The organism is Haladaptatus sp. CMAA 1909 (assembly GCF_043952005.1).
Classification (GTDB): domain Archaea; phylum Halobacteriota; class Halobacteria; order Halobacteriales; family Haladaptataceae; genus Haladaptatus.
Genome location: NZ_JBIOAV010000001.1, coordinates 3022800 through 3045199 on the forward strand (window position 1 = coordinate 3022800; position 22400 = coordinate 3045199).

At 61.8% G+C, this 22400-nt stretch carries 26 protein-coding genes; 15 read left to right on the forward strand and 11 right to left on the reverse strand.

All coding sequences use genetic code 11. The features are described 5' to 3' along the window. Positions 1–5: 5 nt before the first annotated feature. The 3 genes from ACGYLY_RS16295 to ahaH all read right to left on the reverse strand — a co-directional run bounded on the left by ACGYLY_RS16295 (position 6) and on the right by ahaH (position 2990). Complete coding sequence (locus ACGYLY_RS16295) at positions 6–290, reverse strand: F0F1 ATP synthase subunit C (protein WP_395283910.1); 285 nt, start codon at positions 288–290, stop codon at positions 6–8. Positions 291–490: 200 nt separating this feature from the next. Beyond that, positions 491–2671, reverse strand: coding sequence for a V-type ATP synthase subunit I (locus ACGYLY_RS16300; RefSeq protein ID WP_395283909.1), 2181 nt, complete (start codon positions 2669–2671; stop codon positions 491–493). Next, on the reverse strand, positions 2658–2990 hold the full coding sequence (gene ahaH / locus ACGYLY_RS16305; protein ID WP_395283908.1) for an ATP synthase archaeal subunit H: 333 nt from the start codon (positions 2988–2990) through the stop codon (positions 2658–2660). The genes ACGYLY_RS16300 and ahaH overlap by 14 nt, the downstream gene beginning before the upstream one ends. A 118-nt stretch (positions 2991–3108) precedes the next feature. Between ahaH and ACGYLY_RS16310 the strand changes: the two genes are divergently transcribed. Then, positions 3109–3735 carry a methyltransferase domain-containing protein gene (locus ACGYLY_RS16310; RefSeq protein WP_231186045.1) on the forward strand — a complete coding sequence of 209 codons (627 nt, stop codon included), beginning with the start codon at positions 3109–3111 and terminating at the stop codon, positions 3733–3735. Between the two features lie 32 nt (positions 3736–3767). On the opposite strand, the gene ACGYLY_RS16315 is transcribed toward ACGYLY_RS16310, so the two are convergent. Then, complete coding sequence (locus tag ACGYLY_RS16315) at positions 3768–4232, reverse strand: type IV pilin N-terminal domain-containing protein (protein WP_395283907.1); 465 nt, start codon at positions 4230–4232, stop codon at positions 3768–3770. A 27-nt stretch (positions 4233–4259) separates the two neighbouring features. After that, positions 4260–5561, reverse strand: a complete 1302-nt coding sequence (locus tag ACGYLY_RS16320) for a hypothetical protein (protein WP_395283906.1) — start codon at positions 5559–5561, stop codon at positions 4260–4262. A 332-nt stretch (positions 5562–5893) separates the two neighbouring features. Here ACGYLY_RS16320 and ACGYLY_RS16325 point away from each other — a divergent pair, with 332 nt between their 5' ends. The 6 genes from ACGYLY_RS16325 to ACGYLY_RS16350 all read left to right on the forward strand — a co-directional run bounded on the left by ACGYLY_RS16325 (position 5894) and on the right by ACGYLY_RS16350 (position 10270). Continuing rightward, positions 5894–6799 (forward strand): helix-turn-helix transcriptional regulator, encoded by a 906-nt coding sequence (locus ACGYLY_RS16325; protein ID WP_395283905.1) that lies wholly within the window; start codon positions 5894–5896, stop codon positions 6797–6799. 102 nt (positions 6800–6901) lie between these two features. Further along, entirely contained in the window at positions 6902–7693 is a 792-nt protein-coding gene (locus ACGYLY_RS16330) for an electron transfer flavoprotein subunit beta/FixA family protein (protein WP_395283904.1), read from the forward strand. Continuing rightward, positions 7690–8643 carry an electron transfer flavoprotein subunit alpha/FixB family protein gene (locus ACGYLY_RS16335; RefSeq protein ID WP_395283903.1) on the forward strand — a complete coding sequence of 318 codons (954 nt, stop codon included), beginning with the start codon at positions 7690–7692 and terminating at the stop codon, positions 8641–8643. The genes ACGYLY_RS16330 and ACGYLY_RS16335 overlap by 4 nt, the downstream gene beginning before the upstream one ends. An 83-nt stretch (positions 8644–8726) precedes the next feature. After that, complete coding sequence (locus ACGYLY_RS16340; RefSeq protein ID WP_395283902.1) at positions 8727–8864, forward strand: hypothetical protein; 138 nt, start codon at positions 8727–8729, stop codon at positions 8862–8864. Positions 8865–8920: 56 nt separating this feature from the next. After that, positions 8921–9763, forward strand: coding sequence for a polyprenyl synthetase family protein (locus tag ACGYLY_RS16345; RefSeq protein WP_395283901.1), 843 nt, complete (start codon positions 8921–8923; stop codon positions 9761–9763). A 339-nt stretch (positions 9764–10102) separates the two neighbouring features. Continuing rightward, positions 10103–10270, forward strand: a complete 168-nt coding sequence (locus ACGYLY_RS16350; protein ID WP_395283900.1) for a hypothetical protein — start codon at positions 10103–10105, stop codon at positions 10268–10270. Here the strand turns inward: ACGYLY_RS16350 and ACGYLY_RS16355 are convergent. After that, complete coding sequence (locus tag ACGYLY_RS16355) at positions 10252–10503, reverse strand: hypothetical protein (protein ID WP_395283899.1); 252 nt, start codon at positions 10501–10503, stop codon at positions 10252–10254. The genes ACGYLY_RS16350 and ACGYLY_RS16355 overlap by 19 nt on opposite strands. A gap of 226 nt (positions 10504–10729) precedes the next feature. Here ACGYLY_RS16355 and ACGYLY_RS16360 point away from each other — a divergent pair, with 226 nt between their 5' ends. Next, the gene (locus ACGYLY_RS16360) at positions 10730–11185 is read left to right on the forward strand and encodes a DUF5814 domain-containing protein (protein WP_395283898.1); all 456 of its coding nucleotides are present in this window, start codon (positions 10730–10732) and stop codon (positions 11183–11185) included. Between the two features lie 3 nt (positions 11186–11188). Here the strand turns inward: ACGYLY_RS16360 and ACGYLY_RS16365 are convergent, their stop codons facing one another. Then, positions 11189–11596 carry a ribbon-helix-helix protein, CopG family gene (locus tag ACGYLY_RS16365; RefSeq protein WP_395283897.1) on the reverse strand — a complete coding sequence of 136 codons (408 nt, stop codon included), beginning with the start codon at positions 11594–11596 and terminating at the stop codon, positions 11189–11191. A gap of 40 nt (positions 11597–11636) precedes the next feature. Further along, positions 11637–12299, reverse strand: coding sequence for a helix-turn-helix domain-containing protein (locus ACGYLY_RS16370; RefSeq protein WP_395283896.1), 663 nt, complete (start codon positions 12297–12299; stop codon positions 11637–11639). Between the two features lie 95 nt (positions 12300–12394). Between ACGYLY_RS16370 and hutU the strand changes: the two genes are divergently transcribed. The 4 genes from hutU to hutH are packed head-to-tail and all read left to right on the forward strand — an operon-like array spanning position 12395 to position 17931. After that, entirely contained in the window at positions 12395–14176 is a 1782-nt protein-coding gene (gene hutU / locus ACGYLY_RS16375; RefSeq protein WP_395283895.1) for a urocanate hydratase, read from the forward strand. Continuing rightward, positions 14173–15126, forward strand: coding sequence for a formimidoylglutamase (gene hutG / locus ACGYLY_RS16380; RefSeq protein WP_395283894.1), 954 nt, complete (start codon positions 14173–14175; stop codon positions 15124–15126). Before hutU ends, hutG begins: the two co-directional genes overlap by 4 nt. After that, positions 15123–16367 (forward strand): imidazolonepropionase, encoded by a 1245-nt coding sequence (gene hutI, locus ACGYLY_RS16385; RefSeq protein ID WP_395283893.1) that lies wholly within the window; start codon positions 15123–15125, stop codon positions 16365–16367. The genes hutG and hutI overlap by 4 nt, the downstream gene beginning before the upstream one ends. Further along, positions 16360–17931: a histidine ammonia-lyase gene (gene hutH / locus ACGYLY_RS16390; RefSeq protein ID WP_395283892.1), complete on the forward strand. Its 1572-nt coding sequence runs from the start codon at positions 16360–16362 to the stop codon at positions 17929–17931. Before hutI ends, hutH begins: the two co-directional genes overlap by 8 nt. On the opposite strand, the gene ACGYLY_RS16395 is transcribed toward hutH, so the two are convergent. The 3 genes from ACGYLY_RS16395 to ACGYLY_RS16405 all read right to left on the reverse strand — a co-directional run bounded on the left by ACGYLY_RS16395 (position 17928) and on the right by ACGYLY_RS16405 (position 19863). Then, the gene (locus tag ACGYLY_RS16395; protein WP_395283891.1) at positions 17928–18161 is read right to left on the reverse strand and encodes a hypothetical protein; all 234 of its coding nucleotides are present in this window, start codon (positions 18159–18161) and stop codon (positions 17928–17930) included. The two genes, hutH and ACGYLY_RS16395, sit on opposite strands and share 4 nt — an antisense overlap. A 126-nt stretch (positions 18162–18287) precedes the next feature. Beyond that, positions 18288–18932 (reverse strand): RPA family protein, encoded by a 645-nt coding sequence (locus tag ACGYLY_RS16400; RefSeq protein WP_395283890.1) that lies wholly within the window; start codon positions 18930–18932, stop codon positions 18288–18290. A 1-nt stretch (position 18933) separates the two neighbouring features. After that, the gene (locus ACGYLY_RS16405) at positions 18934–19863 is read right to left on the reverse strand and encodes a replication factor A (protein WP_395283889.1); all 930 of its coding nucleotides are present in this window, start codon (positions 19861–19863) and stop codon (positions 18934–18936) included. Positions 19864–20088: 225 nt separating this feature from the next. On the opposite strand from ACGYLY_RS16405, the gene ACGYLY_RS16410 reads away from it, so the two are divergent. The 3 genes from ACGYLY_RS16410 (at position 20089) to ACGYLY_RS16420 (ending at position 22358) form a co-directional block, all read left to right on the forward strand. Further along, positions 20089–20400, forward strand: coding sequence for a hypothetical protein (locus ACGYLY_RS16410; protein WP_395283888.1), 312 nt, complete (start codon positions 20089–20091; stop codon positions 20398–20400). 260 nt (positions 20401–20660) lie between these two features. Next, complete coding sequence (locus tag ACGYLY_RS16415) at positions 20661–21263, forward strand: HdeD family acid-resistance protein (protein ID WP_395283887.1); 603 nt, start codon at positions 20661–20663, stop codon at positions 21261–21263. Positions 21264–21368: 105 nt separating this feature from the next. Further along, positions 21369–22358, forward strand: coding sequence for a mannose-1-phosphate guanylyltransferase (locus ACGYLY_RS16420; protein ID WP_395283886.1), 990 nt, complete (start codon positions 21369–21371; stop codon positions 22356–22358). Positions 22359–22400: the final 42 nt, after the last annotated feature.

Genomic DNA, 22400 nt, shown 5'->3' on the forward strand with positions numbered 1-22400 from the left:
TGGGCTTAGTTCGGAACGACGAACACGACGACCAGTGCCAGGATGACGAGCGTCTCCGGCAGCACCGTCATGATCAGTCCGGTACCGAACAGGTCTTGGTCTTCTGCGATAGCGCCGACTGCGGCGGCACCGATACCGCGCTCCGCGTACCCAGCACCGAACGCCGCAAGTCCAACTGCGAGGGCTGCTGCGGCTTTGTTCGGGATTGCGGGTGCGGCGGCCGCTTGGTTGGCGCCTTCCTGCAGGAGCGGTACAGCTACGTTGACGAATGCGAGTATGGCTTCGAACATTGGTTTGATCCTCTTGTAGGCTCTCTATAGCCGAACAAGTCGTAGTTCGAGTCACTGGATTCATAAAACTTCCCAAAGCGTTCCGCCGGATTCGCTTGTATCGGACGCTGTACCCGCTAAATCATGGTAGCAAATGCCAGTGTCAAGGGACGTAAAAGAGGCCAGTTTGATATAAAAGAACGAGAACAGGGGTCGGACGGTTAGTCCTGCGTCGTGTAATTTCGGTCGTAGCCGAACGGTTTGTACGCTTCGCCGCCGCCCTCGTAGAACTTGCCGAAGAACTCCACGTACTCGAGACGCACCGCCTGCAGACCTGCACTGGTGATACCCAGCGTGAGGACGAGGGCGTGTCCGAGGACGAGGATGAGCAGTCCACCGAGGATGCCCCCGATGCCGGAGTGAACGAGTCCGGGGAACATGATGCTCGCCCCCTCGTGGTGATGGAGCACGTAATCGGGGCCGTGCGAGAGCATGAAGTGCCATTCTTCACCACCGTGACTTTCGACGGTATACACGCCGAAGAACAGGAGGTTGACCACGAAGGCCATCCCTGCCTTGGCGAGCAGCACGGCGGCGAGACGGGTGTACGAGAGGACGTTAACCAGCACGTTGAGGAACTCGACTGCCTCGATTGGTTCGCCCACGACGAGCAGGACGAGTCCGAGGAAGAACACCAGGAGCCACACCGAGAACGGGAAGTTGAGTCCCGGTATCGTGAACAGGTTGAACGCCGGGAAACCGGTGAACCCGAACGGGAACGGGTTCCCGTTGAAGACGCTCTCCGGCCCGAAGAGGAGACCGGGCGCGCTTCCGCCCGCGCCCGAGAAGATCCACACCCAGAGGCCGAACATCATGATGATCCACGACCCGCTCTCGGTCATGGCGTCCTTGAAACTGTGTTCCAAGTTCTCGACGAAGTCGAAGCCCCACCCGATGGTGAGGTGGACGATACCGGCCAGCAGGCTCAGTACGAGCCAACCGGTAGCGAACTCGCCTTCGATGGGCTGCAGTCCCTTGTGAATCGGCGGATTACCGCTCCAGACGAACTCCCCGAGGATGTGCAACCCGAAGACTTCGCCGTACAGGATACCGAACAGCATCGTGAACGCTCCGGCCCAGATGGCGATTCCACCGAGGCTCTTGATGGCCTCGCTGTCGAACTTCGTGTAGATGAAGTAGCCGATGAGGGTGTACAGCGCCCCGTATCCGAGGTCGCCGATCATGAACCCGAAGAACAGCGGGAACGTGAGGAAGAGAACGACCGTCGGGTCGAACTCGAAGTACTTCGGTCGGTTGATGGTCTGCACCAGCACCTCGAACGGTTTGACCGCGCCGGGGTTGTCCTGGATGACCGGCGGGTTCTCCTCCTTGGTGACGTGGCCGCCGTCCGTGGCGACGCCCGTCTCCTCCGCCTGTTCGAGCGGCGCGTGGTGGCCGCCCTTCTCCTCGTAGGACGCGCGTTCGAGTTCGTCCACTTCGACGTGGTCGCCGACCGCGCTGTCGAGGTTGCTCTTCAGTTCGGCGTACTTCTCGGTTGGAATCCAGCCTTCGGCGACGAAGGCGTTCTCCGTCGTCGCGAACTGGAGCGGCGCTTCGGCCTTCTGCACCTCGATGGCGAGCTTTTCTTCGGCCGCGAGCAGGAATCCCGCCGCATCGAGTTTCACGTCGTTGAGCTCGTTTTCGACGCCGTTGAGCTTCGATTCGAGCTTCTGTTTGTCGTGTTCGAGTTCCGCGACGTACTCCTCGGGACTGCCGGACGCCTCGGGAATGTCGAGCGACGCGAAATCGACGCCGACGAGCGCATCATCGAGCGCGTCGTCCTCCGCGTCGTCCGCCGGGTAGGCGAAGACGGCGACCGTTTGCCCTTCCGTGAAGAGTTCGAACTCCTGAACGTCCTCGGAATCGGCGAGCGCGCGCTCGATTTCGTCCGCGTTTCCTTCGCCGACCGCGACCTGTATGTGGTCGTATCCGGACAGCAGGTCGAGGTCGATTCCGAGCGCGGCGAACGGCTCCATCGATCCGATTCGGTCCTCGACGCTTCGAAGCTCCTCGCCGAGTTCGTTTCGGCGGTCGTCGAGTTCGTTGACCTGCGCTCGAATCTCTTCCAGTTCGTCCTCCAGCGCTTCGCCGGTGACGATTCGCTGCGGCCCGGCGTCCTCCGCGTTCACACCGATAATGCTCTCGATGGACCGAACGGTGACGAGTTTGTCGGACGCATCGTCCGCACCACTGATCGGGTTTCCGGGGTCGAACCCGTCCCACGACCCGTCGTAGTTCGACAGGTGGACGAGGTTCAACTCGTGGATGGTTTCGATGACGTCGGACATGACGGTTCGTGACCCCGTCACCGAGACTTTGCTCATCTGTTCAGGTCTGAGCATGCACCGCCTCCCTGAACCTGTCGAGGACGAACTCTATCGCCTCGTCGACGTTTTCTTGAGCACGCGTTTCGAGTGCCTCGCGCTCCTCCTCGCCCTCCGCGAGGAGCTTTTCGCGCTCGGCTTCGATGTCTTCGCGCGCGCTCTCGAGTCGTTTTTGTTCCAATTCTTCGGCCTCTTCGTGGGCTTCCGAGCGGATGTCCTCCGCTTTCGTGCGTGCCTCGGAAATCCGCTCCTCGCGAGTTTCTTTGGCGTCCGCAACGATGTCGTCAGCCTCCGTTTCGGCCTCCTTTATTCGTTCGAGAACCTCTGGCCTCGGCATATACTGTAATCACGCGGAAGATTGCGTGAGTGGCTATAAACTACTTGCGGAACCGTTTCGGCCTCTCGACGGCCGAAATGGTGGGGATTCATCATCGCTCGGTCCGAATCGGCGGCTAATGGGTATCCTCGAAGACAAACGTCGAGCACGAATCTTCTACAAGTACCTCTCGAAAGTGTACGACCAAGTGAATCCGTTCATCTGGAACGAGGAGATGCGTGGGGAAGCCCTGTCGATGCTCGACATCGACGAGGATGATACGGTGCTCGACGTCGGTTGTGGCACCGGGTTCGGGACCGAAGGGCTGCTCGAATACACGGACAACGTTCACGGTCTCGACCAAAGCGTTCACCAACTCGGAAAGGCTTGGGCGAAGCTCGGGAAATACGATCCCGTGAGTTTCTACCGGGGTGACGCGGAACGGCTTCCGTTCAAGGATGACTCCTTCGACATCGTTTGGTCGTCCGGGTCCATCGAATACTGGCCCGAACCGGTCGAAACCCTCCGCGACATCCGCCGCGTCACGAAACCCGGCGGGGAAGTCTTGGTCGTCGGTCCCAACTACCCCGGAACGGGCGTCATGCAGAAAGTCGCCGACACCATCATGCTCTTTTACGATCGGGAAGAGGCGGACCGGATGTTCCGGGAAGCGGGCTACGAGGACGTCCGCCACCGCGAAATGGGACCGACGTACGACCCGGATATCGCCATCACGACCATCGCACGCGTGCCCGAGAACGAGTAAGCGAAGACGGTAAGACAAAAACCTCGTCGAAATCACTGCACAGCCGTTTCGATTTCAGCGACCAGCGCTCCGTTTTCCACGATTCGAACGACGACTTCGTCTCCCGGTTCGAGCAACGGTGCGTTCGTCTCGGCGAGTTCGAGCGTCGTGACTTCTCCGTTCTTCCACGTCGAATCCGCCGCGCTGTTGAACGGCCCCATCGGCCCAGCGTGGAACCCGTCCGCCGAGAAGAACGGTATCGGCGGTTGCGATGCCAGCGGTTCCCCGTTCACCCGGATTTCGAGGTCGATATCGTCGACATCGAGCGACTCGCCCGCTCGATGCGTAAACGTCAGTCGGTTCGTCGCCGCGTCCGCCGAGAGGTCGATGGCGACCTGCTTCGGTTCGTGTAGCGATACCGACCGTACCGAAACGGCTCCGATAGTTCCCGCCAAAACGAGCGTAATAACGAGGAAAAGGACGATTGCGACGACCGGTGAGAGGGCACGATTCGACACGCCGGGGAGTGGCCCCGTGTTCGTATTTCAAATTTGGGCCGTACCCACCATCTCCTCCGGTGATCCGCTCGTCGAGTTCGTGGACGGGATGCCGTAGGGCGTGAGCGTCACGTTCACGGTTTCGCTACTGTGGGTCGCCCTGACGGTGTACGTTCCCCGTGGCGAGACGGTCCACATCGTACCGCTCGGACCGGTGTTCCCGACCGGTGTCTCCCCGATTGCGATCTTCCCTTGAACCGGTTCGCCACTCGAATTCGTCAGTTTCACCCGAAGCGGACCGCCGGGATACGTTCGATTGACGGTTAGTTCGAGGTTCGTGCTGTTGTTTCGGATGGCCGTCCCGTAGGGGACGTGGTTGTTCCCGGTGAGTAGTTTGTACTGTATCTCTCGGTAGATCTTTTCCGTTCCCGTATCGAGATACGCCTCGGTGAGACCTTGTGAGTAATAGATTAGCGTCTTCGAGGCCCCCTTTTTGTATCGAACGTCCGTGTCCGAGTGCGGTGTTCCGGACTCGGACTGTTTGACTATCCACGGATAACTGTTGACAGTGAGGTTGGAAACTTCGCTGATGGATAGTTGGCTACTCTTACTGACGTTCCGGTAATCCGGCCTGTACGCTTCCCTGATATACTGGTTTCCGTTTACCATGGACAGAACGACGCCATCCTCCGTCGCCGCTACGTAGAGCGATCTCGAATCGCCTTCGCCACGAAAGCTCCTCGCCGCATAATCCCGGATTCGACTCTGTAGCGGGATCAAATCCGTCCGAAGCTTCCATTCGTCGGGGGGAAACTGAATGACGTCCTTTCGCTTCGATATCATGTACTCGATGGAACGCTCCACGTCCTTCCCCTTCGAATCGATCAGTGCGAGACGTTGCACGTACTTTTGGGCCCCGATCTCCTGATCGGTGAACTGCTCGCTTGCGGACCGCTCTTCGCTCTTGAGTTCGGACAACTGCACTTCGATGTTCGATCGGAATTTGATGAGGAGTTGTTCTTTCTTGCTGCTGTCGTCTACCTTCGACAGTTGCTCGTCAAGCGTGTACCGTTTCTTCTGCTCCAGCAGTTCGTTTCTGTCCATCTCCAGCGTAGTACTGAGACTCATCGTCGGCGAATACGTGTCACTCCGGGTGGGCGTTCCGAGGCTCAGATGGGAGGAGGTGTTGTTGAACCCGGGCGGTTGGACCGGGTTTTTCGCCGCCGGTGGACTTGCCGTAGATGCCGGCACCCCGATTCCGAACGCAACGGACGGTGAGCAGAGGACGAGGAGGGCGGCTAGCAGGATACGGGACACCCGGCTCATATCGGTGAGTAGGTCACTACTCATTAAAATATATACGGGATTCGACGCGGTTCGATAACCGGTGGAGATTGGAGTAGACCTTTTAAAGACGTCCCTGATGTTTTATCGCACGGATGGAAAGTATTTTCTTGTCTGCTTGACCACAGTGGGATATGCGGTCACATTTCGCCCTCCTCGTGGTCCTCCTTACGGTTTTAGTTTTAGGAACCACCGTAGTGGCAGGTGATGTGCACACTCATCCGGCCCATACCGATTCCGTAGCGGGAGACCGTACCGCAGCCAGCCAGACGTCGACGAACGGGACTTCGATTCACATTACACCGCGGTCCAATGGTGACGCTCATTGGAACGTCTCGATGGAGTTCGCGCTCAACGACGAAAACGAAACCGAGGCGTTCGAACGCCTCGGAACTGACTTCGAGCGGGGTGGAAACGACGACCTCGGTTTTTCGGCCGAAACGTTCCGACAGATCGCGAGAATCGAACAGGCGGAAACCGGCCGTGAGATGAAGATACGAAACGTCGATCGCGAGTCCGTCGTGGCCAACGAAACCGGACTGTTGACGCTCTCGTTCGTCTGGACGAATTTTACCCGGGTAAACGACGACAAAATCTATCTCGGAGATGCGTTCCTGTTCGACGGCGGTGAATCCACGTGGCTTCGCTCGCTATCCGCGAACCAGAACCTCTTCATTCACACGCCCGACGGATACCAGATTCAAAACTCCAACTTCGGACACACAAACGGAACGATACCCCTCTACGGTCCGATGACGATTCGTTCGTCGACCGGCGGTCGGGACTTCGTTCGTGTCACGTACAACGAGGTGAATCCCGGGCCCGTGGAAGAGTCGACTTCGTGGACGATGTACATCGCTGGCCTCCTCGTTTTGGTGGGTATCATCGGTGCCGGCATCTACGCGTTCCTTCAACGGGACGGGGACGAACCGGACCTCGATTCCGACCCCTCGGACTCACGATCCGTTCCGTCGCCGGACCCGGATTCGGACTCCGAACCGGCGGAGGACGAACCGGATCTCGAACTCCTCTCGGACGAAGAGCGCGTCGAACACCTGTTGCAGCAGAGCGGCGGTCGGATGAAGCAGGCGACCATCGTCAAGGAGACCAACTGGTCGAACGCGAAGGTGTCCCAACTCCTCTCGGCGATGAACGACTCCGATCGGATCGACAAGCTCCGTATCGGCCGAGAAAACCTCATCACGCTCCCCGGCGAGGACGTGACCGACTTCGACGACGAGTAAACACGCTCTACTCCCACAATTAGTAACTTTTCCGATTAGTACGGCACGTGCATTGTCGACTGTTTCGAAAACGTTTACCCGCTACCCGGAAAGGAATTGATTATGAAGGTCCTTGTAACGGTGAAAGAAGTCGCCGAACTCGCGGATGACTTCGAAGTGGACGGGACCGAGGTAGACGGCCGCTACCTCGAATATGACCTGAACGAGTGGGACGACTACGCCGTCGAGGAAGGCGTCCAGTTGAACGAAGCGGGTACCGCGGACGAAGTGGTGACCGTCACCATCGGCCCGGAACGCGCCGAGGAGACGATTCGGATGGCGCTCGCCAAGGGTGCAGACCGCTCCATCCGCGTGTGGGACGAGGCGCTCGAAGCCACCGACTTGCTCGACGTGGAGACGAAGACGCAAATCCTCGCCGCCGTCGTCGCGGAGGAGGACCCCGACCTCGTGTTGACTGGCGTACAGGCCGGTGACGACGCGTTCGGTGCGACCGGCGTCTCGCTCGCCGACGAAATCGGCTACGAGTGGGGTGCGGTCGTCAACGCGCTCGACATGGACGCCGACAAAGGCGTCGCACACGTCCACCGCGAACTGGAAGGCGGTGTTGAGGAGCTTACGGACATCGAACTTCCCGCCGTGCTGACCATCCAGACGGGTATCAACGAACCGCGATACGCCAGTCTGCGCGGTATTCGGCAGGCACAGTCCAAGGAGATCGCACCGAAGACGCTCGACGACCTCGGACTCGACGCCGACGCCGTGGAGAGCGACCTGACGCTGACGGACATGTACGAACCCGAGAGCGAGAGCGACGCGGAGATCTTCGAAGGCGACGCCGGAGAGACGGCCGGGAAACTTGCCGAGGTTCTCCGTGAGAAGGGGGTCGTCCAATGAGCGACGTTCTCGCCGTCACGGAACACCGCCGCGGCGAACTCCGCGACGAGAGCTTCGAAGTCATCTCCGCCGGACGCGAACTCGCCGACGACGCGGGTGGCAACCTACACCTCGCCGTCATCAGCGGCGACGTCGATTCCCACGCGGATACGCTGAACCGCGACGGCCTGGATGCGATTCACACCGTCGAGTACGGCGAGGAGTTCAACCACGACGTGTACGTGCAGGCCATCGAGGCGCTGTTCGCCGACCTCGAACCGACGTTCCTCCTCATGCCGAACAGCGTGAACGGACTCGATTACGCGCCCGCAGTCGCCAACCGACTCGACCTTCCCCTCGTGACCGACGTCATCGGCTTCGAGTACGACGACGCGCTCACGGCGACGCGCGAGATGTACGGGTCGAAAGTCGAGACGACGGTGGACGTTGACGGCGACCAGTTCGCCCTCACGACGCGCGGTGCGGAGTGGCCGGAGGCGGAGGGCGTCGGCGAGGCCGACGTGTCCGCGTTCGACTTCGAACCCGACGAGGACGCCGTCCGCTCGTCCGTCACCGGCTTCGAGGAAGTCGGTGCCGGCGACGTGGACATCAGCGAGGCCGAGTTCCTCGTCAGCATCGGCCGCGGTATCGAGGAGGAGGACAACCTCCCGCTCATCGAGGACCTCGTGGAAGCGACCGGCGCGACGCTGTCGTCGTCGCGTCCCATCGTGGACAACGGTTGGTTGCCGAAGAACCGGCAGGTCGGCCAGTCCGGTTCGCAGGTGACGCCGACGGTCTACCTCGCCATCGGTATCTCCGGCGCGGTGCAGCACGTCGCCGGGATGAAGGGGTCGGACACCATCATCGCCATCAACAACGACCCGAACGCGCCCATCTTCGACATCGCCGACTACGGTATCGTCGGCGACCTGTTCGACGTGGTGCCCGAACTCATCGAGCAGTTCAACTAGAACCGTTCGGTTCGTATTTTTCGCTCGAACGACGAGGCGGTTCGACTAGCGAGCTTTTTCACTGTTCTCGCCGAGCGGAGAGTATGACCGACGAGCGAGACCGGCCGCTGGCGTTCTCCGCCTACGAGCAGTTGGCCGACGGCTACGCCAAGCGTGCGCCGACCTCGAACGCCCGACGACGCAGGGATTACTCCCGACGTTTCTGTCGCTCCGGGCGGTGATGACAGCGGACTGAACCCGTCACGTATTTGCGTGCCCCGTCCTGAAGCACAGACGAATGGAGTACCTGATGGCCCGCAGGACGCTCGTCGAGGACCGGTTGGAGGAGGTTGTTGGGCGGGTCGAACCACGCGAACTGTCGGAGCAGTTGGCCCACACGGCACTCTCGGGTGGCAAACGGGTTCGACCCACCGTTGCCATGCTGGCCTGTGAGGCCGCGGGCGGTGAGGCCGAAAACGCCGTCGATTTCGGCGTCGGTATCGAACTCGTCCACGACGCGTCGCTCGTCGTCGACGACATCATCGACCGGTCGGACGTGCGGCGCGGGACGGAGAGCGCGTGGGCCGAGTACGGCTATGGTCCGGCCATCATCGCCAGTGACGGGATGCTCGGCGAGGCCTTCGAACTGTTCTCGTCCGACCCACGCGCGATGGAAGTCGTCGCGGAGTCGATGATAGAACTCGGCATGGGCGAGGCGTCGGAACTCGTTTCCATGCCGTCGAACCAGTCCGAGTACATGGGACTCGCCCGACGGAAGACCGGCGCGCTGTTTCGCGCCGCCGCCGAACTGGGCGCTATCGCCGCCGACGCCGACCCGGAGACGGTCGATGCCTTCGGCGAGTACGCCGAACGCGTCGGTATCGCCTTCCAGATTCGGGACGACGTCCTCGACGCCACGGCCGACCCCGACGACCTCGGCAAACCGACGGGACAGGACGAGGAAATCGGTCGCCCGTCCATCGTCCAAGTGACCGACCTCAGCGCGGAGGAGGCGAACGAACTCGCCCACGAGCAGTCGGACGCGGCGCTGGCCGCCCTCGACAGCGTGGACGCCTCGGATTCCGCCGCGCTGGACTACCTGCGCGACTTCGCCGAGTTCGTCGTCACGCGCGAACACTGAGCCGAAGCCGATTTAGACGAAGCCGGTTTTCTCCCGCTCCTCGCATTTTACCCGCTTTCAGGACGCGCGATTCGGACAGGTCGCGGGAACGGCGCGACCTGTCCGAATGCCCGGGGAGGAATGGGGACCCCGAGGGCGGTTCGCGCGGATTGCGCGAACCGTCCGTATGCGGTGCGGTCATTTTCCCTAGCAACTGTCATCGCATTCGTCGCTGCTGTCACTGCTGTCATCGCGTTTGTCGCTGTCGTCGCCGTTTTCATCGTTCCCGCGGCCGCTGTTGACGACTCCTTCCCACTCGTCCTCCTAAACGAATTTGTCAGTGCTGCCCAAAATGGACGTATGAATATCATTTCCGTCGGTGACGTCGAAAACGAAACCCGCATCGACGTTGTCCAGCGAAAACTATCCGACCCCCTCGGAACGACCGATATCGCGATCAATTACTACCGACTCGCTCCCGACGAAGGGCTTCCCGGAGGGTTGCACACTCACATGGACCAAGAGTAGGTATCGTCGTCATCGAGGGAGAAGCGACATTCGAGACGTATCCGCCGGTCGGCGGTGGAAACCGAGAAGGCAATACCGTTGCCGTCGGCGAGGGCGAAGCTATCCGATTCGATCCCGGCGAGTTTCGGTCGGGCGGGAACGACTCCGAAGCCGACCTCGTCGTTCTCGCACTTGGCGCACCGCACCCCAGTGACGACTTGCGATTCCCGCTGCACTGCCCGGACTGCGGTCACGGGGAACTACGATTCGAAGTAAACGACGATGGACCGCTGTTCGTTTGTCCCGAGTGTGATTCCGAACGTATCCCCGAGCAGTGCCCCGAATGTGGTGTCGACGATTTGCGCGTTACGCTCGATACCGACTTCCAACCGATAGTCGCCTGTGAGGGCTGTGATGCCCGGTTCGACACTGCCCCGACGACACCCTTATCCGAACTCGCCGAATAGGAATCGAACAAGCGTGGCTATCACGGACAAAATCTACGTCAAAAACCATCGGCAGATCTCCTCGCAGTTGGAGACGAACATCCCGAAAGGGGCGTTCAAGGGCGCGACCCTCGACATCCTGTTTCAGGGCGACGGCCTCCAGAAACTCGACGAAGCGACGCGCGACCGCGTCCTCGACTTCGCCGAGGACTTTCTGGATTGTGACTGCCAGAGCAACCCCTACTGTGGCTGTCCGGAACGGAAGTTCATGCAGTACCTCCTCGAACTCCGGGAGGGCGGCCTCGGGCCCGATGCGATCGTGGACGTGATGACCGACGACTATCTGGTGTACGCCTATCCGGGCGACGTCCTCTCCTTTTTGGACGACTCTGTTCGAACGCTCGAAGCCGTCGAGGAACTCGCGGTCGTCGAGGGCGACGACTCGATGGAGTCGCGCTCTCGCCAGAAGAAACACTCGCTGTCGGGCTAACGACTACCCCAACCGGAACGGTTCGTCGCTTTCCAGTTCGTCGTCCAACTCCTCCAGTTGGATGACCTCCTCCTCCCCGTCGTCGTCGACCTTCGACTGGAGATGGCGAAGGTACTCCTTGTGTTCCTGTAGCTGTTCCCGGAGGTGGTCCGCTTCTAATTCGAGTCGTTCGTGTTCCCGAACGAAGCTTTTCGGAACCTCGACTTTCGGCGGGAACGACTCCTCGTTGGTTTCCTCCCCGATCTGATTTTCGGGGACGACTTTGACCTTTCCGTCATGGGCGACCAGCATGTCCACGTAGTCGCGGAACACTGCCGACAGCGAGATATCGCGCTTTTCGGCGATCTCCCGCAGGGTTTCGAACGCGTCCTCGTTCACCCGAAAGGAGATCGTCTTGTTTTTGTTGCCCATCTTGACGTAGATTAGCGGCGTGACACTACTTAAGGTTTCGTCAGACGGTACCACGGCCGCCGTAGAACGACACCATCCCGCCGATGATCTTGTTCTCCGCTCGCCGCAGGTGTTCTTCCAACGTCCGGCGCTCGATGTCCATCTCGTCCGCGATTTCCGTCGTCGTCGTTCCGCGCGGAATCCGATAGTACCCCATCTCGACCGCTAACACCAGCGCCTCCTGCTGACGGGACGAGAGGTCGGGAAGCGCGGTTTCCGGCGTGAGGAGCGGTCTGTCTCCCGATACCGCCGTGATCTCTCGCTTCGATTCGACCGTCACGGGGAACGCCGTCACGAGGTTGCGGTACAGCGCGGTCAGGTGCGCCGAATCGAGCGACAGTATCCGACACCACTTCTCCCCGTCGACGTAGCGCAGTGGCGGCACAAGCAGACAGTTGTGGCGGGCGAGAAACGACTCCACGGTATCGGTTTCGCGCTCTTTCAGACACGCTTCGGTCATCGCTACCCGTTCGTCCCCTTCGACCAGCAGTTCCTGCACGCCGACGAGTCCTTCGAGGCGTCGAAGGACATCCTCGCCGTCCGGTCCACTGACGTGCAACAGGTCACAGTGGTCGTTACACCACAACTCGACGGCCGTCTCGGTTCCGGCCGTGGCTTCCGCGGGGACGCTCGGTTGTTCGATTCGCAGGACCACCTCGTGCATCACCGGGAATTTTCGCCGAAACTATTTAAAGAACCCTCCGAGTGCAGGGCCGTGGGTCTTTGCTCTCCGCGCACATACTACGACCTAGAAACCGAATGAACGACCGACCGGAATCCGACCACGGCATCGGCGACCCGAGCGCCCAGTGGCGCGACTATCAGGGTGCGCCCACCGGAACGGACATCGAATGCAAGGGTTGGCGGCAGGAGGCCGCCCTTCGCATGCTGAACAACAACCTCGACCCGGACGTCGGCGAAAACCCCGAAGAACTCGTCGTCTACGGTGGAACGGGCCGGGCGGCCCGCTCGTGGGACGCCTACGACGCCATCATGGCCGAACTGCGGGAACTGGACGACGACGAGACGCTCCTCGTCCAATCGGGTAAACCCGTGGGGCGGTTCACGACGCACGAACGCGCGCCCCGCGTCCTCATCGCCAACTCCAACCTCGTCGGCAAGTGGGACGACTGGGAACACTTCCACGAACTCGAAGCGAAGGGACTCATCATGTACGGTCAGATGACCGCCGGGTCGTGGGCCTACATCGGAACGCAGGGCATCATTCAGGGAACGTTCGAGACGCTCGCCGCCCTCGCCGACGAACACTACGACGGCGACCTGACTGGGAAAATCGTCGTGACCGGCGGCCTCGGCGGGATGGGCGGTGCCCAACCGCTCGCCGTCACGATGAACCACGGCGTCTGTATCGCGGCCGAGGTGGACGAGGACCGAATCGACCGCCGCATCGAAACCGGCTACTGTATGGAGAAAACGGACGATTTAGACGACGCAATCGAAAAAGCGGAGGAAGCCGCCGAGAACGGCGAGGCATACTCCATCGGCGTCCACATCAACGCCGCCGACCTGCTCGAAGGGATGCTCGACAGGGGGTTCGTCCCGGACGTCATCACCGACCAGACGAGCGCCCACGACGAACTGGAAGGCTACTACCCGTCGGGCTACACCGTCGAAGAGGCTGATCAACTCCGCGAGGAGGACCCTGAAGCGTACGTTGAGGAGAGTCTGGACACGATGGCTCGACACGTGCAGGGCATCCTCGACATTCAGGACGCAGGCGCTGTCGCATTCGAGTACGGCAACAACATCCGCGGACAGGTGAAAGAACACCGCGACATGCAGAACGCGTTCGACTTCCCTGGATTCGTTCCGGCGTACATTCGACCCCTATTCTGTCAGGGCAAGGGTCCATTCCGCTGGGCCGCGCTGTCCGGCAATCCCGAGGACATTCACCGCACCGACGAGGCCATCGTGGAACTGTTCCCCGAAAAGGAGCAACTCCACCGCTGGATAGACCTCGCGCAGGAACAGGTCGAATTCCAGGGACTTCCCTCGCGGGTGTGTTGGCTCGGCTATGAGACGAGGGATGCTCGGGAAGCGCAGCGAAACGGAGGCGGCAGAGCCGCCGAAGATGACGAGGACGGTCTCACCGAACGCGCCCGCTTCGCCCTCCGAATCAACGAACTCGTCGCGGACGGCGAAATCGAGGCCCCCATCGTCGTCACGCGCGACCACCTCGACGCGGGGTCGGTCGCAAGCCCGAACCGCGAGACGGAAGCCATGCGCGACGACTCGGATGCCATCGCCGACTGGCCGATTCTGAACGCCCTGCTCAACTGCGCGGCGGGCGCGGACATCGTGTCCGTCCACGACGGCGGCGGCGTCGGCATCGGCAACGCGCTCCACGCGAACAACCACGTCGTTCTCGACGGGTCCGAGTTGGCCGCCGAGAAGGCCCGCCGGGTCTTCACCACCGACCCCGGAATGGGCGTGATTCGCCACGCCGACGCGGGCTACGACGAGGCGATAGAACAGGCCGAGAAATCGAACGTCGCGGTTCCGATGCGTGATCGACGATGACCGGACTGAACCCGCCGTCGGAATGGCGCGGCACGTCCGACGACCCGAACGACGAACAGTTCGGCGACGTCGTCGAAACCGTCCCGGAACTGGACGACGCTCGTCTCTCCGAGTTCCACGCGGTGCTGCTCGGCGAACCGTTCGACCACGCCGTCATCGGTCGAAAAGGTGCCGCGGACGGCCCGGCGGCGCTCCGAGAGAGTCTCGCCGGTGTGAAGACGCACCACTTCGATTTCGGTCCGGTCGGCCGTATCGGAGACGCGGGCGACGTGATGCTCATGCTCGATTCGGACGAGTCGAGCGACGTGACCACCGAACTGCTTCAGGAAGAGGCTCGCGTCCTCACGACCCGACTCCACGACGCCGACGCGCTCCCCGTCTTCCTCGGCGGCGACAACTCTTTCACCTACCCGAACGCCGTACCGCTCCTCGAAGACGGGTCGCTCGGCGTCGTCAACTTCGACGCGCACCTTGACGTGCGAGAAGTGCGCGGCGACCCGACCAGCGGCACGCCGTACCGACAGTTGTTCGATGCGGGTCTCGACGCCTACGCCTGCGTCGGCGTGCGCCACTTCGAGACGAGTTCGCCGTACGCCGAGTTCGTCCGCGAATCGGACGGTGAAATCGTCACCGCGGAGGAGGTCGGCGAGGATTCCGTCTCCGCCATCGACACCGCGTTGGAGTCGCTGGGCGACATGGACGCCATCTACGTGAGCGTCGATTTGGACGTGCTCGACGCCGCGTTCGCACCCGGCGTCAGCGCGCCGACACCGGGCGGCATCTCCCCCCGCGAACTGTTCCGGATGCTTCGACTCGCCGCCAGCGACGACCGAGTCGCTGGCTTCGAAGTCGTGGAGTGCGCCCCGTCGCTTGACCGTGACGACCGGACGGTAAACGCCGGTGCGCGAGCAATCGCACACTTCCTCTCGACCGTCGGAGGTGGACGATGAGCGAATCGGAACCGACGGAAAACGACCTCACCGCCGTCGTTCACGACGCGGCGCAAGTCGTCACCGTGGAGGAGGACGGCTCCCTCGGAATTTACGAAGACGCTGCAATCGCAATGGTAGACGGCGACGTCGCACGAGTCGGCGCGACGGGTCCCGTCACCCGCGAGTTCCCGCCGGAGAACGCGACCCACGCGGTCGATGCGAGCGGCAAAGCGGTGATTCCCGGCTTCGTCGACCCGCACACCCACGCGCTGTTCGCGGGGGACCGATCCGACGAGTTCGAGGCGAAATTACGGGGTAAAACGTATCAAGAAATCCTCGCCGACGGCGGCGGTATCCTCCGAACCGTGCAGGCGGTACGGGAAGCGAGCGACGAGGAGTTGCTCGCGAACCTGCTTTCCGACCTCGATACGATACTCGCCCATGGGACGACCACGGTCGAGGTCAAATCCGGCTACGGGCTGGACACCAAAACCGAACTCCGAATGCTCGACGTGATTTCGCGGGCCGACGACCGCCATGCCGTCGACGTCGTGCCGACGTTCATGGGCGCCCACGCAATTCCGGAGGGTCGGGACGCCGACGAGTACGCGGACGAGGTCGTCGAGGAACAGATTCCCGCCGTCGCGGAACAGGGAATCGCGGAGTTCTGCGACGTGTTCTGCGAGGAGGGCGTCTTCACCGTCCCGCAGTCGCGCCGCGTCCTGAAAACTGGCGAGGAGTACGGGTTGACACCGAAGGTCCACGCCGAGGAACTCGCCCACATCGGCGGGTCGCAACTCGCCGCCGATCTCGGCGCGACGAGCGCGGATCACCTCCTCCACGCGACGGACGAGGACGTCGCCGCCCTGACCGACGCGGGTGTCGTTCCCGTTTTGCTGCCGGGAACCGCCTTCGGCCTCGGCGCGGAGTTCGCCGACGCTCGTGCGTTCCTCGACGCTGGAGCGCCCGTAGCCATCGCCACGGATTTCAACCCGAACTGCCACTCCCAGAGCATGGGCTTCGCCTCGTCGCTCGCCTGTGTCGAGATGGGCATGACGCCCGCCGAGGCGCTGGTCGCCGGGACGAAACACGCCGCGATGGCGCTCGATTTGGAAGCGGGAACCGGAACGCTTCAACCGGGTTCCCCCGCCGACATCGCGGTCATCGACGCGCCGAACTACGTCCACGTCCCCTACAACTTCGGCGTGAACACGGTTGAGACGGTACTGAAGAACGGCGAGGTGGTCCATCATGAGTGAAATCGAAATCGACGGCGAATCGCTGACGCCCGAGGACGTGGAACGCGTCGCGCGCGACGACGCGACCGTCTTCGTCCCCGACGACGCCCGCGAACGGGTCAGAACCGCACGAAAACGCGTCGAAGAAGTGGTCGAAAGCGGCGAAGCCGTCTACGGCGTCAACACCGGATTCGGCGAACTCGTGGACGAACGCATCCCGCGCGAGGACATCGAGACGCTCCAGAGCAACCTCATCAGGAGTCACGCCGCGGGCGCGGGCAGGGAACTGCGCCGCGAGGAAGTGCGCGCCATGATGCTCGGGCGGGTCAACGCGCTCGTCAAAGGCTATTCGGGAATCCGGGAAATCGTCGTGGACCAACTCGTGACGATGCTGAACGAGGGCGTCCACCCGGTCGTCAAATCCCGCGGAAGCCTCGGCGCGAGCGGCGACCTCGCGCCGCTCGCGCACCTGGCGCTGGTCATCATGGGCGAAGGAACGGCGACGGTCGGTGACGAACGAATGGACGGCGCGGACGCCCTCGAAACCGCCGAACTCGACCCGATACCCCTCGTGGCCAAGGAAGGATTGGCGCTCATCAACGGCACTCAGCTTTCGGTCGGTCTCGCCGCGCTCGTCGTGCGCGACGCCGAACGAGCGATTCGGGCCGCGGACGTCGCCGGCGCGCTTACGACCGAAGTCACCATGGGAACGACGGCCTCCGCTGACTCCGTCATCGCCGACGTTCGCCCCCACGACGGCCACGCGAAGAGTGCACGGAACATCAAGCGCCTCACCGTCGACTCCGAGATAGTCGAGTCTCACCGCAACTGCGACCGTGTGCAGGACGCATACTCGATTCGATGCATGCCGCAGGTTCACGGTGCGGTTCGGGACGCCGTCGCCCACCTTCGGAACGCCGTCGAAATCGAACTCAACAGCGCGACGGACAATCCGCTCATCTTCCCGGCCGACGCCGTTCACAGTCGCGCGAGCGGTGCGGGTGACGCCGCCGTCCTCTCCGGCGGGAACTTCCACGGCGACCCGCTCGCGCTGCCGCTGGATTATCTGACGAACGCCGTCACCGAACTAGCGGCCATTTCGGAGCGTCGGGTGGACCGCATGCTTAATCCGAACATCCAAGAACCACACCTGCCCCCGTTTCTCACCGAACACGGCGGGTTACGTTCGGGTTACATGATCGCCCAGTACACCGCCGCGGCGCTGTTGAACGAAAATCGCTCCATCGGCCGCGCCTCGATGGACAACACGCCGGTCAGCGGCAATCAGGAGGACCACGTGAGCATGAGCGCACAGAGCGCGTACAACGCCCGCCGTGCCGTGGCGAACGCAATTCCCATCGTCGGTATCGAACTGATCTGTGGCGCACAGGCTGCGGAGTTCGTCTCCGATGACCTCGCACACGGTGTCGGCACCGGCGCGGCCTACGAGGCAGTCCGCGAAGTCGTCCCGCCTCTCGTGGAGGATAGGCAGATTCACGAGGATATCTCGGCCGCCGAGACGCTAGTCTGGTCCGGACTACTCGAAGAACGCGTGGAACACGCGCTCTCCGACCCTCTCGATTAATCCGCCATCGTTCGGGTCGAATCCGTCGGCGCCCCGAGTCGCGGTTTTCCCGTCCTGTCGAGCGCCCACACGCCGTGTTCCCCGCATTCGAAGACGCGGCTAAAGACGCGCGCCGATTCTGCACCGCATTTCGGACACGGACGACTCGGGCCTTCGGCGGACGTGTCCGCACCCATCTCGGCGTACACGTCCCGCCAATCGCCGCTCGGTGATGTTCGTTCGTCGGGCATGGGTCGGTGTGATGTCGATTTCAGCTCCGTTCGTCCCGTCCGTCGCCGATAGCTGTCGCTCCCTGCGTCGTCTACTCGGACCCTTCGAAATCGTATCCGCGGTCGAAAGGGTGGTGGCGAAGTTCGCTACTGTGGCGGCGTTTCGCCCTCGGAATCCGCTCCGTCGGCAGCTTCGTCGCCGCCGTCGTCACCCGCTCCGTCGCCGGTGTCGAGGCTTTCGAGCGCCCGAATCGCGTTGTCGCGGTAGGTGTCGATGGGTCGCTCGTACTCCTCTTTCGCCATCACGGCGTAGCGGTTGGTCTCGTCGTCGAACGCCTCGATGCGTTCGAGGGTTCGTTCGGCGGTTTCGACCACCCAGCGGTCCCGCGTCGATTCGTCCACCACGGTGATGGATTCGGGACGCAGGGAGACGTTCACCGTTCCGTCGTCCATCTCGAACGTCCGGGGTTTCCCGGCGATGGCGACGTAGGCCGGCGCTTCGAGTTCCCGAAGCATGGCCGCGGCGTCCGGTTGGTACTGCCCGGCGTAGACGAAGAACGTGTCCCCGTTCGGGTCCACGACCCGTCCGCGCCAGTATTCGCTGTCCTCGCCGACGTCTTCCTTCTCGGTCAGCGTCCCGACAACGAAGACTCGGTTCGCTCGCTCGCCCGTGGGGAGGAGCAAGTAGACCGGTGCGCGCTCGTCGTCCGACTCCTTGAACGTGTAACTCGCGTCGTTGAACTCCGCCGCGAAGGTGCGGCGTGCGACCTCTCGTGTTGGTGCGTTACTCATGTTACATCGACCTCGCTTTGATAAGCGCCGCTTCCGCATCGACCGGTCCGGAGAGCAGTTCGACGTCGTTCGCGAGCAGGTACCGACCCATCGTCGGTCCCGTCACGCGGTAGTAGTGGCCGAGCGTTTTCTCGCGCATTTCGTCGGCCACGACGGTCGTGTCGAGCGCGTCCATCGCCATCTGCTTTGCCTCCTCCAGTTCGATGCCGGTCAGGTTCTCGGTCGATTCCTCGTTGAAGATGACCTCGTGAACGTCGAGGCCGTCGTCCAAGACGCCCTTGATTCGAAGGTCGAATTCGCCCTCCTGCTCGCCGTGTTCCGAACAACGGCCGTTCTGCAGGACTCGCGTGCAGTCTTCTTTCGGGCAGCGCTTGATGAGGCCGCTGCCGGACTGAATGTCCACCAGTGCACCCTCCATCTCGCTGCTGTTGTCGCCGACTTCGATGTCGGCGTCGAGTTCCTCGACGGTGGTCGTGCGGTTGAGCTTCACCGAATAGCGGCCCTGATACTCGTCCGTAACGACGTTGCCGAGCGTGTAGACTTTCCCTTCCTCCAGTTCCGGGAGGTCGGATTTGGCCCACTTCGTGAACTTGATGGTGCCCGTCTCGTCGCCGAGGAGGCCGACTTGGCCCACGGAGTCGCTGCGCGGTTCCCAGAGGTCGACGACCTTCGCGGTGAGGTTGACCCACTCCTCGTCGGTTTCGATGTCTTCGACGTTCACGTCGCTGGTTCCGCCCGTTCGAATCTCGTCGCGTTCGAGCCCGGCTTCGTCCAGATAATGGCTGGTGACGCTTCGACGCGCCTCTTCCATCGGCACTTTGTACTCGTTGACGAGGCTGTCGAGACGCGACGCTACGTCGTCTACGGTTACGTCGAGGTGGTCGGAGAACTGTTCGTGTATTTCTTCCGCATGCTGTCGCACATCGGTCATGGTTGCTCCGTCTCCACTTCGTTTTCTATGGGAGACATGCCGTGGTTGGTTCGCGATGGTATAAAAGGTTACGTGGGCAGAGCGAAAGTGAAAGTGGAGTATTCGGGCTCGTCTGCTTGCTATTGCCGGTATCCGTCCACAACGTACGGACGCCTCCCTCTCGTCGTTCGCTTCGTTCGACCGAACCGGGTTAACCTTTCATTCCCTCACCACCAAAGGGGTGACATGGACGACCGCCTCGACCGTTTCCTCCGCGTCAAACTCCGGACGGTGGGAAAGAAGTACGCCGAAACCCGCGACTCGGCGAACCGCCAGATAGACGAGGCGAGGGAGGCGTATCGAAACGCACAGGATACGGTTCTCGCCGATCTGCCGCGGGACGAACACGGTCGAGCAAAGATCGTCTGCCGCCGATACGTCGACCGGAGAGCAGCGCCGATAGACAAGGAAGGTCGTCCGAAATGCTTCGATCCGGACCACCCCGCGTGTGAAGGATGCGTCGAAGACATTCGCGAGGGTACTATCGAAACCTGGTGACGGCCGGACGCTGAAACGAACGTCATTCACATCAAAGATTTGGCCAATACTTCTCGAAACCGTCAACTCGTAGTTCGTTTCAACCGGTATCCGATCCAATAACTTTGAGAGGTGTCACGTTTGGGAAATTCACATTCCCTGCTTACAATGTCTCTACTCCTTTCAATCTCAAGAAATGGGTCTGATGCTTGGTATTTCCTTCAAATAATCAACACAATTTATTACCTTGGCAATCCAATAAGTGTACTGGTGAACTTCAAATGAGCACTAATGTACAAAGCGGTGCGGAAGTCGTATCCGAAACCGCCGAGAGATCGTGGCGTGCTTCGATGGTGGCTGGAGTTATCATCGCCATAATCGGCGTTCTAGCCATCTTAGCGCCGTTTGCGGCCGGCGTTTCGCTCTCGATTCTGCTCGGGGCATTGTTGATCGTCGGGGCGCTCGTGCACGTCGCTCACGCCTTCTCGGGGGGGTGGAAGCGGTTCTTCGTGCAAGGAATCCTCGCGGTCATCTTCGCCGTGGCCGGGATTTCGCTTCTGGCGAACCCGCTCATCGGACTCACGACGTTGACCATCCTGCTGGCGGCGTTCCTCGTCGTCGACGGAGTCCTCGAAATCGTCATGGGATTCCAGGCTCGCGGCAGCCGCGGCTGGGGCGCACTCGTCGTGAGCGGCGTCTGTGCGCTCGTCATCGCCGCGATCATCTGGGTCGGGTGGCCGGCAACCGCCGCGTGGGCGCTCGGCCTCCTCTTCGGCGTGAACCTCCTCATCAGCGGCCTGTCGATGATGTTCATGGCGCAGGGAACCCGACATGAGACCCGCGAAGGCGCGACCCCGGAATCGGAACCGCGCGGCGCGGCGTAAACATACTTCACACTTTTTTCGGTACGGATGTGCACGCGAACCCCGATCCGAAGGGTTCGAATTTTAATGAGACGAATTTAAACGCCACAGGATTGTGGGAGGGATATGGACCGCCCGCTCGTCGCACTGATCATGGCCGGTGGTACCGGAACTCGACTCTACCCCGCGAGTCGAAGCGACCGACCGAAGCAGTTCCTTCCGCTTCTCGGGGACGACTCGTTGCTCTCCCAAACCGTGAGCCGTGCCGGCTTCGCCGACGAACGCTTCGTCTGTACCGCCGAAGAGCACGTTGACCTCGTCCGTAAACACGCGCCCGAGGCGGGCGTCCTCGTCGAACCGGAACCGAAGGATACCGGTCCGGCACTGGTGTACGCCACCCATCGCATCCGGGAGCAGGTCGGCGACTGCGTGCTCCTCTGCCTGCCCAGCGACCACCATATCGAGGGCGATTTCGAGACGACTGCGCGCCGCGCCGCGTCAGTTGCAGTCGAAACGCAGGGGGTCGTCACGGTCGGTATCGAACCGGACAGACCGTCGACAGGGTACGGTTACATCGAACCCGGAGATGACCTCTGCGGCTACTTCTCCGTCTCGAAGTTCAGGGAAAAACCTGACAGATCGACCGCGATTCGATTCGTCGAAGACGGTTTCTACTGGAACGCCGGCCTGTTCGCGTGGACGCCGGACGCCTTTCTTCAGGCCGCACGTGATTCCCCGCTCGAACCGCTCGTCACCGCACTCGAAGACGGCGACCCGAACCGGGGCTTCGACGCGATATCCCCGACGAGCGTCGATTACGCCATCATGGAGCGCACCGACGACGCCTTCGTCGTTCCCGCCGAATTCGACTGGGACGACCTCGGTTCGTGGGACGCGTTCGAGCGCTTCGATTCCGGAGAGAACGTCCTCCTCAGTGACGCGCTGACCATCGACGCCACCGGGAACATCGTGGCGGGTGATAAGCACGTGAGCCTCGTCGACGTCGAGAACCTCGTGGTCGCCGCCTACGACGACCGCGTCTTGGTCGTCCCGAAATCCGAGGCCCAACGCGTGCGCGAAGTCGTCGCGGAACTGCGCGAGGAGGACCGTTTCTGACCTAGCCATCAGCTTTCTGCATTTCCATCCCGAACCCGACAC

Bases quoted from the DNA above. Each gene is read 5' to 3' on its own strand.
- ACGYLY_RS16365 (WP_395283897.1), bottom strand. From the start codon at position 11,596: ATGGGCAACAAAAACAAGACGATCTCCTTTCGGGTGAACGAGGACGCG.
- ACGYLY_RS16325 (WP_395283905.1), top strand. From the start codon at position 5,894: ATGGAGTTCGCGCTCAACGACGAAAACGAAACCGAGGCGTTCGAACGC.
- hutI (WP_395283893.1), top strand. From the start codon at position 15,123: ATGAGCGAATCGGAACCGACGGAAAACGACCTCACCGCCGTCGTTCAC.
- hutU (WP_395283895.1), top strand. From the start codon at position 12,395: ATGAACGACCGACCGGAATCCGACCACGGCATCGGCGACCCGAGCGCC.
- ACGYLY_RS16335 (WP_395283903.1), top strand. From the start codon at position 7,690: ATGAGCGACGTTCTCGCCGTCACGGAACACCGCCGCGGCGAACTCCGC.
- ACGYLY_RS16350 (WP_395283900.1), top strand. From the start codon at position 10,103: ATGAATATCATTTCCGTCGGTGACGTCGAAAACGAAACCCGCATCGAC.
- ACGYLY_RS16405 (WP_395283889.1), bottom strand. From the start codon at position 19,863: ATGACCGATGTGCGACAGCATGCGGAAGAAATACACGAACAGTTCTCC.
- ACGYLY_RS16310 (WP_231186045.1), top strand. From the start codon at position 3,109: ATGGGTATCCTCGAAGACAAACGTCGAGCACGAATCTTCTACAAGTAC.
- hutG (WP_395283894.1), top strand. From the start codon at position 14,173: ATGACCGGACTGAACCCGCCGTCGGAATGGCGCGGCACGTCCGACGAC.
- hutH (WP_395283892.1), top strand. From the start codon at position 16,360: ATGAGTGAAATCGAAATCGACGGCGAATCGCTGACGCCCGAGGACGTG.
- ACGYLY_RS16395 (WP_395283891.1), bottom strand. From the start codon at position 18,161: ATGCCCGACGAACGAACATCACCGAGCGGCGATTGGCGGGACGTGTAC.
- ACGYLY_RS16400 (WP_395283890.1), bottom strand. From the start codon at position 18,932: ATGAGTAACGCACCAACACGAGAGGTCGCACGCCGCACCTTCGCGGCG.
- ACGYLY_RS16345 (WP_395283901.1), top strand. From the start codon at position 8,921: ATGGAGTACCTGATGGCCCGCAGGACGCTCGTCGAGGACCGGTTGGAG.
- ahaH (WP_395283908.1), bottom strand. From the start codon at position 2,990: ATGCCGAGGCCAGAGGTTCTCGAACGAATAAAGGAGGCCGAAACGGAG.
- ACGYLY_RS16330 (WP_395283904.1), top strand. From the start codon at position 6,902: ATGAAGGTCCTTGTAACGGTGAAAGAAGTCGCCGAACTCGCGGATGAC.
- ACGYLY_RS16300 (WP_395283909.1), bottom strand. From the start codon at position 2,671: ATGCTCAGACCTGAACAGATGAGCAAAGTCTCGGTGACGGGGTCACGA.
- ACGYLY_RS16295 (WP_395283910.1), bottom strand. From the start codon at position 290: ATGTTCGAAGCCATACTCGCATTCGTCAACGTAGCTGTACCGCTCCTG.
- ACGYLY_RS16370 (WP_395283896.1), bottom strand. From the start codon at position 12,299: ATGCACGAGGTGGTCCTGCGAATCGAACAACCGAGCGTCCCCGCGGAA.
- ACGYLY_RS16320 (WP_395283906.1), bottom strand. From the start codon at position 5,561: ATGAGTAGTGACCTACTCACCGATATGAGCCGGGTGTCCCGTATCCTG.
- ACGYLY_RS16420 (WP_395283886.1), top strand. From the start codon at position 21,369: ATGGACCGCCCGCTCGTCGCACTGATCATGGCCGGTGGTACCGGAACT.
- ACGYLY_RS16410 (WP_395283888.1), top strand. From the start codon at position 20,089: ATGGACGACCGCCTCGACCGTTTCCTCCGCGTCAAACTCCGGACGGTG.
- ACGYLY_RS16340 (WP_395283902.1), top strand. From the start codon at position 8,727: ATGACCGACGAGCGAGACCGGCCGCTGGCGTTCTCCGCCTACGAGCAG.
- ACGYLY_RS16415 (WP_395283887.1), top strand. From the start codon at position 20,661: ATGAGCACTAATGTACAAAGCGGTGCGGAAGTCGTATCCGAAACCGCC.